Here is a 15,850-nt window from a genome sequence, read left to right on the forward strand (position 1 = left end):
AGCGATGAGAATTTGAGTAGTATTCACTAACTCTGAAACACCCATTATGACGCCATTTATACAGCTTAAACGCTCTAATTAACCAACCGACTATGCTAACACTACATTGAATTCATTGATAAAATGATTCACTTCGTCAATAATTAAGATTAGAGAAAAACATGCTACTTTAGTATGATAAAATATTTAAAAAAATGGCAATAAAAATGCAGAAATGTTAATAAATTCATAATTTTCACTGCATTTTTAGCAATGCGAATGCATTTATTAAGCCAATTCAACAAACGAGCACCTTTCTCAGATAACGTATTAAAGTCCCCAAAATAGCGACGTTATGAAAAACTGACTTCTTTTACTCGGCATACCTAAGCACTAAAAAAATCAAGTCGATATTGATATAAACGCTCTGCTTTATACACCAGCCAATCTTCGTCACTCATCGTTTTCTTTGACGTAGCACGTTCATTAGCAAGCTCGACTTCAAGGGCATTTAACCCTTGTTGATAATCTGCCACTTCTTGCTGTTGCTGATCAACTTGTTCAGTTCTATTTACAATTGCTTGTTGCTCATTGCCCGTTAGGTATTTGTTTGCCAATTGAGATTTAATGCGAACGGCTTCATTCTCAGGCATTGATGCGGGGATTAAATTTACGGCCTCTTCGTATTTTGCATTATCAGAATCGAGAGAAAAACGGTCTAACTCCTCCCCTAGTTCCTCTAACATTGCATTGTATTCATTCATAAAACCATCAGCACTCAAAGCCTGATTAAAACGACTGTCAGGATCTGCTAACAATAAGCGATAATCATAATAAGCATCTTGATCTTCAAACAGTAAGTGAGCATCAGCACCCCATACTTGCTCACGTATGCTTTTCACATGGGCTATTTTATCTGCCAAACTGGATGACTGGCTTATTAACGACGACCCCATCAAACGCTGCTCAGTCTGTTGATTATCAAAGAAGTTAAGTAACAACTGATAACGGTTTTCATCAAGTATTAACTGTTGTTGAACGAGTAATTCATCACAATTATTTTGTTGACGGCATAGCTGCCAAAATGACGTTATCGCGCTCATTAACGCTTGTCCCTTCGCTTCTTGTAATCGATTTTTTTGCTCAGTAGAGCCATGACTTTGTGGCTTCCCATTAGTCTGATCGTCTGTCTCCGCGATTATATTTGGTTGGACTCTTGAATGATCTGAATCCGGTAATGCAGGGCTCACGATTATTTGCTTAACGGAGTTCAGTTCATTTTCATTAGTGATGAAGAAAAAAACGCTGCCGATAAAGGCAACGCTTATCAATAATAACGGCATCCGCATTAACGGATCTCCGCTTTAACCGGAAAATGATCGGATAAGTTCCAATGCTTCCATAAACTTGCAACCGTAGTACGCGGTACTTTGACTGTGTTTATGTTTTCGTTACGCTTGGAAAATTCATTACTGACAACGATATAATCAAGGTATTCGATATTTTCACCACCCGATAACGCGCTTCCAGCATACGCATTGATACGCGGATCAAACGTTGATTCTGTATAACCTGCATATTGCGGTTCACCTGCGCTCAGGTTGGTAAACATCTGCTGATAATCAGTCGGAAATTTACGCTTGTTCACATTAAAGTCGCCACCATAAACAACCGTATCAGTCGCTGGGATATTCTGAGTGTGTGCAAATTCACGGATCTGACGGAATTGACGCTGGCGGTAATCACGAGCAGTATCTGTATCGAACGACGCTGTATGCGTTGCAAATACATGATACGCCTTACCATTCTTGATTACTTCGGCATAATTAACGCCTTTGTCTGCAAAGCAATCGGTACCAGAACAATCTGGATAAACATATTGGCCTTCATTAACAATCGGATAGCGACTCACAATAGTGACACCACCGTCATACACATTGATACCAGATTGATCTAACATTTTCGTTTGGTATGGGTATTCCTTAGCAAGATCACGTAAGAACGAATCACGGCCAGAAGCAAATACTTCTTGAAGCATAAGTACATCATAGCCTTTCAAATGCTTAGGGATCTCCTGAAAACGATCACCAATATGTTTTGCAATAACAGGTAAAGCCCAAACGTTATACGACATAACTTTAAGTGTATCAGCGTCGTTAACAGGCTGCTCATCAATTCTTTGTGGGGTAATACTGTAATAAATATCATCATAACGACCAGTTGCACTCGCTTTAAAAGCGATTTCAGTATTACTGCTGTTACTGTCATATTGCGACTGATAGCGGTAAGTATCGCGATCATCAGCCCAATTCAAGCTTACATCATTCGCACTCGCACCGTGTTCAAGCGATGATTTATACCAATATCCTTTCACTTGCTGTAATAACGACAGCGACTCGCCATTTTCATTCGTTACAAGTGTTTCGAACTGATAAGTATCACCCGATTTAACCCCTTCCCAGCGATTAAAACTTAATACCATTTTAGTTTCCCAAGGTTTAAGTGTCTGCACATGTTGCTGCCACTCCGAACCTTCTTCAAGCAAATCTGAACCAGTATGACTAACTTGAATCGCCATCGTTTGATTGGAGTTATTAGTCAAATAGATATCACTGTCGGCAAGTACAGACGCACTCATAAGACAAGTAAGGCAAGTTGTTGTTATTGTTTTTTTTAGTGTATTCACATCAAATCCTTTGATTGTTGTTATCGCGAACACGAGACTAAATTAACAACATGACAGTTTAAATACAAAAACACTAAATGTTTTATAGCGATCACAGTTAAGCAGAATGATCGATGAAAACTGTGATCTTCGATAATAAACGCCAAAGTAAGAATTAATAGCAATATCAAAGGAAAGAAATGTAAAAATTAAACAATAAATTACGCATTTAAAATGTTGAATTTAAAATAGAAGTAGATGATAAATAGAAACAATCAATATGTACGCTTTTACATTGTATATTTATGATGCGAGCAAAACGTGATTTAAATTAAATTCAAAAAAGTATTTGCTGTTATGACATTTTTTTCACCCAAACAGTTTATAATGCCGTCATATTTCACCTTTAAACCATAAAGCACACGGAGAATCATGAGTAAAGTTTCTATCTTTTTAAAAGGCATGGCAATGGGCGCAGCAGATGTTGTACCTGGCGTGTCAGGCGGTACGATAGCCTTCATCACCGGAATTTACGATACTCTGTTAGGTAGTATTAGTCGCATTACACCAAGTCTTATCGGCATGATCAAAAAGGATGGTCTAAAAGCAGCCTTTGATTATATCAATGGTACATTCCTGATCGTATTATTAGCGGGTATTTTGACCAGTATTTTGACATTAGCACGTGTTATTACGTGGATGCTAAATACCCACCCTATTCCACTGTGGTCTTTCTTCTTTGGTTTAATCATCATCTCGGTTAACCATATGTTTAAGCAGGTTGAGTACTGGAAAGTTAACCGCTTTATCGCTGTACTTGCTGGTATTGCTTTTGCCTATTGTATTACTGTACTGCAACCACTTAATCTTGAACCGACTTCGATTAATATCTTACTGGCTGGATCAATTGCGATCTGTGCAATGATTTTACCGGGTGTTTCTGGTAGCTTCATTTTGTTAATGCTTGGTATGTACACACCGATCCTTGCTGCTGCGAAGTCTCTCGATATTATAACACTGGGCACGTTTGCAGCAGGTTGCGCCATTGGTATTCTGACATTCTCACATGTACTGACATGGGTACTAAAGCATTACCGCGATATCGCGCTGACGTTTTTAACTGGATTGATGATTGGTACACTTGGCAAACTATGGCCGTGGAAAGAAACATTAACATGGCGCACAAACTCAAAAGGTCTTGAGGTTCCGCTATTAGAACGTAATCTGTCACCTTTTAGTTTTGAAGACATCACAGGTCAGCCAGCATTACTCGCTTATGCGATTGTTGCTATGCTTACTGCGATTGTGCTTATTTTAATATTAGAAAAAACAGCAAAAAAAACCGCTTAACATGATGCCTTAACATTTTAAGCAAATAGAACGGCCAAAATGATATCTCCTTTTGGTCGTTCAGTTAGTTCCCTCTCACATAAACGCCTGCATCAATTTATATCCATATCTTTCAAATCTAATACCTATTTAGTCTTAAGTACTAGCTAGAGTAATTAATCAACTGATTGTTATTTATGAACATGACATAACGCATAATTGTTGTGCATGAGATTAAAAATGGTTAGCCCCTGCTTTCATTAAAACATATATATACCAATAAGCCGTTAATGTGGTTTTTCACCATTAACATCCGATCTTAAATGAGATAATGAACTTTAAAATCATATAATTAACGTTTATCACACCACCTTGATATTTTGACAAAAAAAAGCCTTAAAAGTACGCTTCTTCACAGTTATTCATCTGAAATTTATCACGATTATACTTAAGGAAAAGTTATGAAATCATTACGGGTTCTCATGTTGGGGGTATTCTTTACATCTCTAATAGGCTGTTCTGCAATCACTACCGTCATCAAAAAACAAGACTTGGTCGTTGACGCGAAACTATCTCATTCCGTTATTTTAGAACCCATGATGTTGTCAGATCGAATCGTTTATGCACAAGTAAGGGATATGAGTGGGAACAGCTTACGAAAATCATTCCAAAAAGCGCTCGAAAAAGAGCTCGCACTTGAAGGTATTCAGGTAACAAAAGATCCTAAAGCTGCAAACTTGATGTTAAACGCAACAATCATTCAAGCTGGTAAAACAACAGCTGAAGATGCCAACCAAGCTCTCTCTGCAGGTGTTCAATCAGCACTTGCTGGCGGTGCGATTGCTGGATTAGCAGGTCAAAACTTTGCCACAGCAGCAGCCATTGGTTTAGCGGCTGGCGCAGTGGGCTTTGTAGCGGATAGCCTTATCGAAGATACTTATTATTCGTTTGTAATGGATGTTCAATTACGTGAACGCCCGTTAGAAGGTGACTCTATTTCGAACGCGATAGATAATTCAACAAACAAATCAACGGCTGTTTCGAATTCAAAGTCGAGTAGTACAGTACAACGTGGTCAGAATTACAACTGGATTGTTCATGATTCAAGAATTGTATCAACAGCAAATCAAATGAACCTGACACTTGAAGAAGCAATGCCGCTTGTAACAACGAAAACAGTATCAAGTTTAACGAACATGATGTTGTAAATAGCTTATAAGCAATGAGTTAGATAAGAAGTCATACGTTACTTCTTATCTAATTCGTCTTATTTTATTCATCAAATAACCTTACGATTAATCAGCACAGCCTATCTATAATGCTTACTTAACCATTATTTTTACTGTCATTAATTCGTTCCAACGCTTTAATCCTACGTAATTGTGCAGTAGAAAAACTGACCTCACGTAAATCTGTTATCGCGAGTGCTAGTTCTTCAGCTGTTAAGCTGTCATCCGCTATTAGCTGTTGACGCTCGACTAAATAACGATCAACCTTAGTGTTAAAGACTTCAACCCGAGTATCCAATTCTGCTAAGCGCTCTGCACCGTCAGCTCCAACTAATTCTTGACGTATTAGGTATTGATCTTGCGCATCCAAACCTTGCGTATTAGCTAGCGCACCAATGAGGGCCTCATTACGATAGGTTACTTGCTCTTCTTCTGGAAGCAACTGTAATTCTTGTTGCCATAATGCATTAAACTCCTCTCCCGATACGGCTATTTGTTGAAGCTCAATCTTTTTCAATGCGCTCGTTCTAAGCTTATTTTCTTCACCGAACAATAATTCCTGTTGTTCAAGCGTAAAGAACTGAAGCTGAGCCGCAAGTAATTTATCATTGAGAGCGGTCAGTTCATCTAAACCAAACTCCACCGAATTTGTATCAGACTCTAATGTCTGTAAATAAGTTTTATAATTAATATATTGCTGAAACAATACCTTATCAATTTGCTGGTCAGCAGGACGCAATAAATTGAATTGAATAAATTGTGCTTGTAAATTACCTAGATCTTTATCTTCTACACCCGATAAAAAATACTCAAACGTGTCACGTTCCGATGTTGCATCAATCGACGTATCTTGCTGTGATTGCTGCACTGTATTTTCAACATCAGAGTGTTCAAAGCTAAGACTTGGTCCATTATTCCACTGATAGGTAAAGATCGCAGTACCCACTGCGATTAACATTACAGAAGTAACTGCGATCTTATTCATGTTTATAGGCCTTGTAATTGTAAACGGTTAGCGTGTTGACGATATAAGGTTTTTGGATCTGTCTCAAACAAATGATGAATACCAAGTGTATGGTTAATTTCATCAACGTGATTCATATCATAATCATCTCGGATCACTTTACCCAAGTGCGAGCTACATGCAGATACCAAACCATCATTCGGTTCACTAAACGCAGAGCCTGTTAACATAAGTGCTGCATCGATAGGATCTAACAAGTTAGTGAAGTTGGCCGTGCCGCTCCATGAGTAATAATAAACGCCATTATTAGCGACATACTCACCTTCTCCACATGCTGTTGTTGGAATACCTTCAGGATATGATTGATTAAATTCTAACGATTTTTTAGTTGTTAACGCTTCTAACGCGGCAATTGGATCTTGTGGTAAGTTTCCACCACCTGATAGGAAGTTAATAAGATCACTAAAAGCAGCTGTTATCGCAACAACTAACTCTTCAGAGATTGATCCTTCAGGTACTTCATCACGTATAATATCAGCAATAAGCGAACCTTTATTAACACCGCCGATGCTGGTTACTGATGCCACATATTGTGGTGCAACAGATGCAACATAACGTGATGTTGGTCCACCGTGGCTATGCCCAATTAGGTTAACTTTATCTGCGCCTGTCGCCGCTACAATCTGTTGAACCTGTGCTAATAACTGCTCACCACGTTCTTCAGTACTATTCGCTGCCGACACCTGAGCAACGTAGACAGTGGCACCACTTCGCGTTAATGCACGTGAAACACCATAGAAATAATCAATCCCAATAATAGAGTCAAAGCCAAAAAGCCCATGCACTAATACAATCGGGTATTTTGTTTCTGTGTAGCCTTTTTGGCTAGAACTTCCAATTAAGCCACCAGCATGACTATTAAACACCATTATGCACAACGTAAAAAATGTAAGAATCCGTTTCATTTATCTATCCTTATTATTTAATTTGAGACATCATTTCTGAGCATCAGATTTGACTTTTTATTCAAGTAAAAACAAGCTGATAGTACAAAGTGAAATGAAAAATAAATGTGATAAAGATCAATTCATTAATGTGGATTAATCATGTATAAAAATACATATTGATTGCATTTGTAATATACCGATTAAAATATGGTATTTAAATCTGATTACGAAGAACATTTTAAGAAAAGCAACACAACCCACAAGCCTAGTACTACTTTGTGAATACTTACTTCTAATTTTTCTACATTTAAGAAAAGAGTTAAAAAGAGAGTGAAATAGAGAGAGAAACAGAATTTAGTAACATATTACTTAGTATGTATATGTTTAATATACATACTAAGTGAATAATCAATCCACTATCGACGCTTTTACTTTTCGATAGCCCAGCCAACCAAACAGGGCAATAAAGCACACAGGCCCAAGCCAAAGTACATACGTTCTTGGTTCAAATTTAGGTTTATATAACACCATATCGCCAAAACGACTCGTCATAAAGTCGATAACTTGGGCATCAGACTCGCCTTTATTTACCATCAAATAGACCGTCAAACGTAAATCTTTCGCTATCGGTGAATTCGACTCCATTAGATTTTGATTTTGACATTGAGGACAGCGCAATTGACGCGCCAAGTTAATCGCCCGCTTTTGCGTATCAACAGAATTAAACTTAAATACATCAACCAACTGTGTTGATTCAACACGAGATTGCGTACTATCACTCACCTGAGCCTTAACAGAGGAAGCTTGAACAGATACAAATAAAGACTGCGCAGATAAAGGCTGAGCAACAAGTAACGTAATAAAACAGAAATACAACGATGACAACTTCATTACTGCTTCCTTAGTGTGATTGTTTGTTTAGCAATAGCTGTATAAATGGCTTGAAGTAATGCTGCCATACCTGTTCATCCAATGCACCAGAGTAGCGAAACAACACAATACCTTGGCTATCTAGCAGGTAAGTTTCTGGTGTAGAAATAACCCCCATATCCAAAGCAAGCTTACCGTCTGGATCAAAAATGTTGGCAACATAAGGATTGCCTAGCGCACTTAATACCTTGCGAGCATCACCCCTATCATCACGATAATTTAACCCGACAATACGCAGATTATCTCTCACTGCCAGCTTCATCAGAAAACTATGCTCGCTCTGACATACTGCGCACCAAGACGCCCATACGTTTAACAGCGTGAATTGTTGATCCGTTTGCAAAACGCTATTATCTAATAGACCAGTATTTAAACCACTTGCAGTAAAGCTTGGAATTGACTTTCCCACCAAGGCTGACGGTGTTATTTGTCCTTCTTGAGACGTTAATGCAAACATCATCGACACGACAAATGCTAACCCCAGTAAGCTTGGTAGTATCAATTTAAAGCTAAGATTCAATCTGTTATTTCGCATAACGCTGCCCTATCGCTAAAAGACCACCAATCATCATCATGATACTGCCCGCCCATAGCCAGTTAATAAACGCTCTATTTTGAACACGAATAGCATAGGAATCACGGTCAATCTTTTCTCCCATCGTGATGTAGATATCTCGCAACCAACTCGAATGAATAGCTGGTTCACTCATATTCATTACACGGACTGGATAATGCCGTCTTTGAGGTTTCAACTGTACAATATTACCCTCATTATCAACGACCTCTAATAGCGCCTGTTCTGCAGTATAGTTAGCAGCAACTAACCATTCAGTGTCGATATAATTAATGGTTAAACCACCTAATTCGACCGAACTACCCGGGCTCATTTTTGCGCTAACTTCAGTCGATTCGTAACTGACAATAAGTATACCAACAGCAGTAACCGCAACACCGATATGCGCAACAGTCATACCCAAATGGCGCATACTCACACCAGCAAACAACGTCGACATCACAATACCAGCACACAGTATCAATACCAGTAACACATACAAAGACAGGGTTTCATTAAACAAGTAACTCGCGACAGAACCAAGCACAACAGAAGATATCCAAATGACTGTTAGCTTGGTGCGTACGCCATTAAAGTTAGCTTTCTTCCAATGTATAAATGGCGCAACAATCATCAACACAAAACAGAGCAATGCTAAGGGAACAAATACCGCATTAAAGAAAGGCGCACCAACTGAAATGCTCGCTAGATTGAAGACTTGGAATATCATCGGATAAAAAGTACCAAGCAATACCGATAACGTGGTCACGACTAGCACGCCATTGAGTATTAAAAACAAGACTTCACGGCTGACAATACTGCGTAGCCGTAACGGTTTAATCTTGTCACTTTGTAATACAAATAAGGTTAATGGCACCACCACACAAATAGCCAAGATAACTAACAGCACAAGCCCACGTGTTGGGTCTACAGCAAATGCATGTACTGATGTTAAGATCCCAGAGCGAACGACAAACGTACCCAGTAAGCTTAAGCTAAACGTGAAAATAGACAGTAATAAACTCCAATTAATCAGCGCCTGACGTTTTTCACTGGCGATCAATGAATGCAATAATGCCGTACCAGTTAACCAAGGCAGCAAAGAAGCATTTTCAACGGGATCCCAAAACCACCAACCACCCCAGCCAAGTTCATAATAAGCCCACCAAGAACCTAATGCGATACCACCCGTTAGCATCACCCACGCAGCAAGCGTCCAAGCGCGACTCCACTGTGGCCAAGGGATATTAATGTCAGGCATGGTTAACGCAGCGACTGCAAAGGCAAACGCCCCTGAAAAACCAACATAGCCTAAATACAGCAATGGTGGATGAAAAATAAGCCCTACATCTTGCAACATAGGGTGCAAGTCTCGTCCCTGCATAGGGACAGGAAACAAACGAGAAAAAGGGTTTGACCCTAAGAGAGTAAATAAACCAAATGCAGCAGTGAGTAAACTTAATACAATTAATACACGGCTGATAAAAGCTTGGTTGTGATTACGATTAACAAACGCAATCGCCGCCGACCATAATGACAGTGAGAAGACCCAAAATAGTAGAGATCCTTCATGACCCCCCCACACAGCGGCAATCTTAAAGAATACAGGTAACTGAGAATTAGAATGTTGCGCTACGTAATCAACAGAGAAATCATCAGCAGTGAAGCTGTAGGCAAGTAAGCAGATCGAAGTGGTCACCGCGATAAAAGCGCCATAACTCAGCGTCCACGAATAACGGCTAAGGTGCGGTTGCTTAACCACAATGCCATAAAAAGGAATAGCAGCGCCTAAAATAGCGCACAATGTACCAAGAATAAGTGAGAATAAAGCAATTTCTGGGACCATAGACGGATCCATTTATGTATAGAAAAACAAAGAGAGCCCTAATGAGCTCTCTTAACTTATATAAGTCATTAGCTTGTACTTAGATAACTAACTTAGATGCCTAGCTTAGATACATTAACTTAGGCTCAAGATATTAACTTTGATTTAAGACAACCGTTAATAACACAACAAGTAATCCTTAAGTGATACCCGAACTATGTTCTAGTTATGATCTCGTTATGCGCTAACGCTCGCTAAATAACAGCCAATCAATAGTTAGTTAACCAACCGTCATCTGACCTGCGTACAAGATAAATGTACGTAACATTAATACACCAACAAGGCTTAGCGACGTCACTAACAATACAAATAGTTTGTTATGACGAGCCTGAGTTGGTACAAAAAAGTTAAGGGCAAGCGGCACTAACATACCCGCGCCAACCACACCGTACCAGAACCATGATGCCCAAAAGCCACCAGCAATCGCTGCCATTGCTGCCGCTTCTTTCTGACCACCGCCAAAAACAAGCCCCGTGAAGAAAGTAAGCAATACAAACAACTCAAAGACAACAACCGGACGTTCAATGCTGTGGATCCATTTAACGCTTTTACTGTGGAATGATTCTTTAAAACCAACAACACCCAACAATAAACACGCTGCAGCACCAGATGACACACTCGAGAAGATAAATAACACCGGTAGAACAGGATTATTTAACATCGGGTATGTTTTCAATGCCGATAACAAAAAACCTGTATAAGCGGCTAGCATCACAGCAAGTAGCGCTAAAAATAACTCTAACGCATTCTCAAATTTAGCGATTTTATCTACAATAGGATTAACGAAAGCAAGGCGATCTTTAAATAGCTTCTGTAGTAATGTCGCTAGTTCATCTTTGAACATAACCGCGATCCAAGTAAATAAAATAATCATATAAACTTGGAATAAGATCACACCCATCGACATCACAGAAGTTGGGTTAAAGTAAACTAAGATCTTCCAAAACGCTAAAGGCTTAGTTAAGTGAAAGATCAGAATCGTTAAACCAGATATTATTCCCAACGGTGCTAAGATTGCCGTTGCTTTGATAATACCATTAGCTGACGCTTTACCTTCAATCACCTTACGTTTCAAATGGATAGAAATTAACACCATCCCTGCTGACATGCCTGTTAAAAACAGATACACAGCAATGATCCAGTCCCATACTAAAGAATCAAACGTAAAAGCACTTATAAATGTATTCATCGTTTTATCTCCCCTTTTGTATCCGCCACTTTATACAGTTTTGGTTCGGTACCTAATTCCACTTTAGAACGATAAACAGCGTTGCTTGCAATCACTTTGTTTATCTCACTCGTCGGATCGTTAAGATCACCAAAGGTCAATGCGTTAGTCGGGCACGATTCTACACAAGCAGGTAATTTACCGGCTTTTAGGTTGGTATCACGACAGAAGTTACATTTATCGGCAGATTTAGTTTCTGGATGAAAAAAGCGAACTTGATACGGACACGCTGCGAGGCAATAACCACAACCGACACATTTATCGCCATGTACATCAACAATGCCGGTTTTTAAATCAACATACGATGCACCCGTTGGACAAACGGTCACACAAGGCGCGTTATCACAGTGTTGGCATGAAATACGGCTAAAGGTGTAATCAACATCAGGGTACTCACCCATTGGCGCACTACGTTCTATTTTTAAACGAGAAACACCTTCTGGTACGTTATTTGTTTCACGACACGCATCGGTACACGCAGTACAACCAATACAAGCCGTTTCATCAAAAACCATACCGTAGCGTTTATCACCGTCTTCTTGCGTCGCGACTAATGATTTTTTGGCTATCGCGACTTTAGAGACGCCAGTGGTGAAAATAACCGCACCAGCACCAATTAATAAATTTCGTCTAGAACAGGCCATGTCATTCTCCCTTATCTTCTTTTTTCAAGTTAAAGTCTTTATGACAATCGACGCATTGCGCAATCTGAGCCTTACGTTCTAGCGCTTGCATGCCTTCTTTTTCACCATCGGCATGGATCACATGACAAGATGAACAAGTGGCTTTTTTCGCATGGACATCATGTACCCAGGTTTTCTCTTGTAATCGCTCTGATGTATGACATTCAGTACAGTTGCCCGTTGCTTTTAAGATAGCGTCAAAATCAAGCAGGGTTTTATGCGTGCCGATTTGAGATTGAGCTGCAGAGAACTTGGTAACTTGAGAGGGATTTTCGCGGTGGTCTGGACCAATCGTATTATGGCATTCAACACATTTAAGGTCTCGGCCAATTTCTGCGACGACTTTTTCACCGTGCGTACCTTGTCGTGTTTCTTTAGAGTCTTTATGGCATTGCGTACAAGCATTATCACTGTCACGAATAAACGTTACTTCATGTCGGCCATCAGTATTCACGCCAAGATTTTGGCTATTTGACGACTCTGCAGTAACACTGAAATTAAAACCATAGATACATATGAAGAGCAGAAAGCTAATCGTTGTACGTATGGCTAATTTTACATTACCCATTTTGCATCCTTCTATGAGAATTATAAAAATGTGTATTAATTAAAAACACATTTTAATTTTCGTTAGTTTAATTATTCAGAACAAACAGATTTTAAAATTAAAGTTAAATTAAAAATTTATTTCAACTTATCTATTATTTGTTTTCCTGAGTAATACTAATTCTAATTAAGAATAATTCTTATTTATAATGCCAGCCACAACGCTTAACGAGATCACTATATTTTAAAACGCTAAAATATGACACCCCAAAGTGAGTACCCAAGATGGGTTAATATGATATTTGAGATATACATCAACAAACACATAAGCTTATGTTTTAAAAAGATTAACGTATGTTGTTGAAATGTAAATAAATGTCAAGGTGTGTCATTTACTGTATAGCCTACTCTTTAACCACCTTTTTTTTATACTTATTTATGGATAATAAAAACACGCTATTTATTATTTTAATAATCTTGATCGAGAACAATAAACAAGAGAGTAAGTGTCAGTTTTTATTTATATATAGGTAGATTTGAGATATTTTAAATAACGTCATTATATGTTTTAAAATAATCCTTCTAATACGAAAGATTAAATTAAAATATATAAAGACATTTCCAATTCTTATTTGTTGCCTCTCTCACAACGCTTGGTCAATCTAAATAATTAATAATTGGAGACAACATGGCTAGTGTATATAAAACTCTAAAACCAGCCTCAGGCGTTGCAGTTCTACTCGCAACGTTATTACTTGGTGCTAGCAGTAGTACTGTATTTGCTGCTGATCAAGTATCAGAAAAATTAGAACCACGTAACGAAAAATTTGAACAAGCGCATCCAGATCAATACAAAACCTGGAAAGCGACAAGTGAAAGTAAAGAAATAGAAGATGCACTACAAGGCGATCCAAATATGGTCATCATGTGGGCAGGTTATGGCTTTTCGAAAGACTATAACAAAGCACGTGGGCATTTCTACGCGATTGACGACATCCGTAATACCTTACGTACAGGTGGACCAACAAATGCGAAAAATGGCCCTATGGTCATGTCTTGCTGGAGTTGTAAAAGCCCTGACGTAGCACGCTTTATTGAAGAAAATGGTGAAGATGCTTACTTCTCAGGTAAATGGGCTAAAGGCGGCGCTGAAGTGGTCAATGCCATTGGTTGTGCCGATTGTCATGATACCCGTAGTGACGCATTTAAAAATGGTGAACCCGCGCTTAAACTGACTCGTCCACACGTTGAACGTGCAATGGCTGCGATTGATAAACCATTTGCAGAGCAAGGTCGCCTTGATCAGCAAGCACAAGTTTGTGCCCAATGCCACGTAGAGTACTACTTCACTGGTCCAACAAAAGCCGTTAAGTTCCCATGGGATAAAGGTACTTCTGTTGATCAAATGGAAAAATACTATGACGAAATTGGCTTTAAAGATTGGACGCACGCAGTGTCTAAAACACCAATGCTAAAAGCACAGCATCCAGGTTATGAAACATGGCGCGAAGGTATTCATGGTAAAAACAACGTAACATGTGTTGATTGCCATATGCCTAAAGTGAAAAATGCGGACGGTACAGTGTTCACGGATCATAAAGTGGGTAACCCATTTGATCGTTTCCAAGACACTTGTGCAAACTGTCATACACAAAGTAAAGAAATGCTACAAGATGTTGTTAAAACGCGTAAACAGCAAGTAAATGAAATGAAATTACTGGCTGAAAAACAAATCATTGCAGCACATTTCGAAGCAAAAGCAGCATGGGACGCAGGTGCAACACAAGTTGAAATGGATGAGATCCAACTTAACATCCGTCATGCACAATGGCGCTGGGATTATGCAATTGCCTCTCACGGTGTACATATGCATGCACCAGAAGTAGCACTGCGTGTATTAGGTACCGCGTTAGACCGTGCAACAGATGCTCGAACGCAATTGGTTCGCCTACTTGCTAAGAAAGGTATTACAGATCCAATCGAGATCCCAGATATCTCAACTAAAGAGCTTGCACAAGAAGCACTTGGTATGGATATGGACAAGATGAATAAAGAGAAAGCTGAATTCTTGAAAACACTTGTACCAAAATGGGAAGCTGAAGCAGAAAAACGCGAAGCGACTTACTAATCACAGATTAGTGTTGCCATCGAAATAAAGACGGCAACAAAAATGGCGATATAAACATGAGCCATTAAATTAAAAGCGGCTATTCATTCATTTGAATAGCCGCTTTTTTATTTACTTGAGATATAAAGAAGATAGGCGCAGTGAGTTAAGTGATTACTGACCATTTATTTAATAAACTGCTTCGCTTGGTTGATTGAATTAATAATTGAAACACGATCTAACCCTTCCTGATCTGAATCAAGTAACTGAACCCAGAGATCAATTGCTTGCTGATAACGCACATTCATAAATTCATTGGCCGCTAGCATCATCAAAGCGGTTTGATTGTTCGGATCAAGTGTGAGTGTTTGATCAAGTAAGCGCTGAACGTCCGCTGTGAGGTGCTGGCCACTTGCGTAATATAATGCCGAGGCCTTTGCGGAATATTGAATTGCGGTGGGATTGGCGGTCAATCTGATTGAATAGTTAAACACGAGTGCTGCATTATCATATTCACCGTTGTGCATGTAAGCATTACCAAGTTGAAACCAAAGAGTCGCATTTTGCTTATCATCATAAAGCTTATCTTGAAGCGCTGAAATACGCTTATCACTGATTTCTAATACGGAAAGTTCTTTGAAAGGTGCAGCAGACAATTCCGCTTGTCGTGTTTCAACGCGCTGATAATCACTCAATAAATAATAGCCACCTAGACTACCTGCAATCAATACTGACGCAATTAATGGATTCCATAAAGTCTTACTCATAGCCAATGTTCATCTGTTAATTATGATTATCACCAGTT

General features: G+C 39.0%; 14 protein-coding genes. 3 read left to right on the forward strand and 11 right to left on the reverse strand.

The window, feature by feature from the left end; genetic code table 11:
* Positions 1-365 precede the first annotated feature (365 nt).
* Both HWV00_RS11490 and HWV00_RS11495 read right to left on the reverse strand, forming a co-directional pair.
* The gene (locus HWV00_RS11490) at positions 366-1,328 is read right to left on the reverse strand and encodes a chromosome segregation ATPase (RefSeq protein ID WP_211681329.1); all 963 of its coding nucleotides are present in this window, start codon (positions 1,326-1,328) and stop codon (positions 366-368) included.
* Positions 1,328-2,665 (reverse strand): sphingomyelin phosphodiesterase, encoded by a 1,338-nt coding sequence (locus HWV00_RS11495; protein WP_255554501.1) that lies wholly within the window; start codon positions 2,663-2,665, stop codon positions 1,328-1,330. The genes HWV00_RS11490 and HWV00_RS11495 overlap by 1 nt, the downstream gene beginning before the upstream one ends.
* 411 nt (positions 2,666-3,076) lie before the next feature.
* On the opposite strand from HWV00_RS11495, the gene HWV00_RS11500 reads away from it, so the two are divergent.
* Both HWV00_RS11500 and traT read left to right on the forward strand, forming a co-directional pair.
* Complete coding sequence (locus HWV00_RS11500; RefSeq protein WP_211681331.1) at positions 3,077-3,994, forward strand: DUF368 domain-containing protein; 918 nt, start codon at positions 3,077-3,079, stop codon at positions 3,992-3,994.
* A gap of 440 nt (positions 3,995-4,434) precedes the next feature.
* Positions 4,435-5,181, forward strand: a complete 747-nt coding sequence (gene traT / locus HWV00_RS11505; RefSeq protein WP_211681333.1) for a complement resistance protein TraT — start codon at positions 4,435-4,437, stop codon at positions 5,179-5,181.
* A gap of 118 nt (positions 5,182-5,299) precedes the next feature.
* On the opposite strand, the gene HWV00_RS11510 is transcribed toward traT, so the two are convergent.
* The 8 genes from HWV00_RS11510 to HWV00_RS11545 all read right to left on the reverse strand — a co-directional run bounded on the left by HWV00_RS11510 (position 5,300) and on the right by HWV00_RS11545 (position 12,960).
* Positions 5,300-6,187, reverse strand: coding sequence for a lipase secretion chaperone (locus HWV00_RS11510; protein ID WP_211681335.1), 888 nt, complete (start codon positions 6,185-6,187; stop codon positions 5,300-5,302).
* A 2-nt stretch (positions 6,188-6,189) separates the two neighbouring features.
* Positions 6,190-7,131 carry a triacylglycerol lipase gene (locus HWV00_RS11515; RefSeq protein WP_211681337.1) on the reverse strand — a complete coding sequence of 314 codons (942 nt, stop codon included), beginning with the start codon at positions 7,129-7,131 and terminating at the stop codon, positions 6,190-6,192.
* Between the two features lie 390 nt (positions 7,132-7,521).
* Positions 7,522-8,004: a cytochrome c-type biogenesis protein CcmH gene (locus HWV00_RS11520; RefSeq protein WP_211681339.1), complete on the reverse strand. Its 483-nt coding sequence runs from the start codon at positions 8,002-8,004 to the stop codon at positions 7,522-7,524.
* A 10-nt stretch (positions 8,005-8,014) separates the two neighbouring features.
* The gene (locus HWV00_RS11525) at positions 8,015-8,578 is read right to left on the reverse strand and encodes a DsbE family thiol:disulfide interchange protein (protein WP_211681341.1); all 564 of its coding nucleotides are present in this window, start codon (positions 8,576-8,578) and stop codon (positions 8,015-8,017) included.
* Positions 8,568-10,442, reverse strand: coding sequence for a heme lyase CcmF/NrfE family subunit (locus tag HWV00_RS11530; RefSeq protein WP_211681344.1), 1,875 nt, complete (start codon positions 10,440-10,442; stop codon positions 8,568-8,570). Before HWV00_RS11530 ends, HWV00_RS11525 begins: the two co-directional genes overlap by 11 nt.
* Before the next feature lie 259 nt (positions 10,443-10,701).
* The gene (nrfD, locus tag HWV00_RS11535; protein WP_211681346.1) at positions 10,702-11,670 is read right to left on the reverse strand and encodes a cytochrome c nitrite reductase subunit NrfD; all 969 of its coding nucleotides are present in this window, start codon (positions 11,668-11,670) and stop codon (positions 10,702-10,704) included.
* Positions 11,667-12,353 (reverse strand): cytochrome c nitrite reductase Fe-S protein, encoded by a 687-nt coding sequence (gene nrfC / locus HWV00_RS11540; protein WP_211681348.1) that lies wholly within the window; start codon positions 12,351-12,353, stop codon positions 11,667-11,669. Before nrfC ends, nrfD begins: the two co-directional genes overlap by 4 nt.
* A gap of 1 nt (position 12,354) precedes the next feature.
* On the reverse strand, positions 12,355-12,960 hold the full coding sequence (locus tag HWV00_RS11545) for a cytochrome c nitrite reductase pentaheme subunit (RefSeq protein WP_211681350.1): 606 nt from the start codon (positions 12,958-12,960) through the stop codon (positions 12,355-12,357).
* 666 nt (positions 12,961-13,626) lie between these two features.
* Between HWV00_RS11545 and nrfA the strand changes: the two genes are divergently transcribed.
* Positions 13,627-15,066, forward strand: a complete 1,440-nt coding sequence (gene nrfA, locus HWV00_RS11550; protein WP_211681352.1) for an ammonia-forming nitrite reductase cytochrome c552 subunit — start codon at positions 13,627-13,629, stop codon at positions 15,064-15,066.
* A 164-nt stretch (positions 15,067-15,230) separates the two neighbouring features.
* Here the strand turns inward: nrfA and HWV00_RS11555 are convergent, their stop codons facing one another.
* A complete protein-coding gene (locus tag HWV00_RS11555) occupies positions 15,231-15,812 on the reverse strand; it encodes a tetratricopeptide repeat protein (protein WP_211681353.1) in 582 nt (193 codons plus the stop codon).
* Positions 15,813-15,850 lie beyond the last annotated feature (38 nt).

Source organism: Moritella sp. 24, from assembly GCF_018219155.1.
GTDB lineage: Bacteria > Pseudomonadota > Gammaproteobacteria > Enterobacterales > Moritellaceae > Moritella.

Bases quoted from the DNA above. Each gene is read 5' to 3' on its own strand.
- traT (WP_211681333.1), top strand. From the start codon at position 4,435: ATGAAATCATTACGGGTTCTCATGTTGGGGGTATTCTTTACATCTCTA.
- HWV00_RS11515 (WP_211681337.1), bottom strand. From the start codon at position 7,131: ATGAAACGGATTCTTACATTTTTTACGTTGTGCATAATGGTGTTTAAT.
- HWV00_RS11525 (WP_211681341.1), bottom strand. From the start codon at position 8,578: ATGCGAAATAACAGATTGAATCTTAGCTTTAAATTGATACTACCAAGC.
- HWV00_RS11510 (WP_211681335.1), bottom strand. From the start codon at position 6,187: ATGAATAAGATCGCAGTTACTTCTGTAATGTTAATCGCAGTGGGTACT.
- HWV00_RS11500 (WP_211681331.1), top strand. From the start codon at position 3,077: ATGAGTAAAGTTTCTATCTTTTTAAAAGGCATGGCAATGGGCGCAGCA.
- nrfD (WP_211681346.1), bottom strand. From the start codon at position 11,670: ATGAATACATTTATAAGTGCTTTTACGTTTGATTCTTTAGTATGGGAC.
- HWV00_RS11545 (WP_211681350.1), bottom strand. From the start codon at position 12,960: ATGGGTAATGTAAAATTAGCCATACGTACAACGATTAGCTTTCTGCTC.
- HWV00_RS11530 (WP_211681344.1), bottom strand. From the start codon at position 10,442: ATGGTCCCAGAAATTGCTTTATTCTCACTTATTCTTGGTACATTGTGC.
- nrfC (WP_211681348.1), bottom strand. From the start codon at position 12,353: ATGGCCTGTTCTAGACGAAATTTATTAATTGGTGCTGGTGCGGTTATT.
- HWV00_RS11520 (WP_211681339.1), bottom strand. From the start codon at position 8,004: ATGAAGTTGTCATCGTTGTATTTCTGTTTTATTACGTTACTTGTTGCT.
- HWV00_RS11555 (WP_211681353.1), bottom strand. From the start codon at position 15,812: ATGAGTAAGACTTTATGGAATCCATTAATTGCGTCAGTATTGATTGCA.
- HWV00_RS11490 (WP_211681329.1), bottom strand. From the start codon at position 1,328: ATGCGGATGCCGTTATTATTGATAAGCGTTGCCTTTATCGGCAGCGTT.
- nrfA (WP_211681352.1), top strand. From the start codon at position 13,627: ATGGCTAGTGTATATAAAACTCTAAAACCAGCCTCAGGCGTTGCAGTT.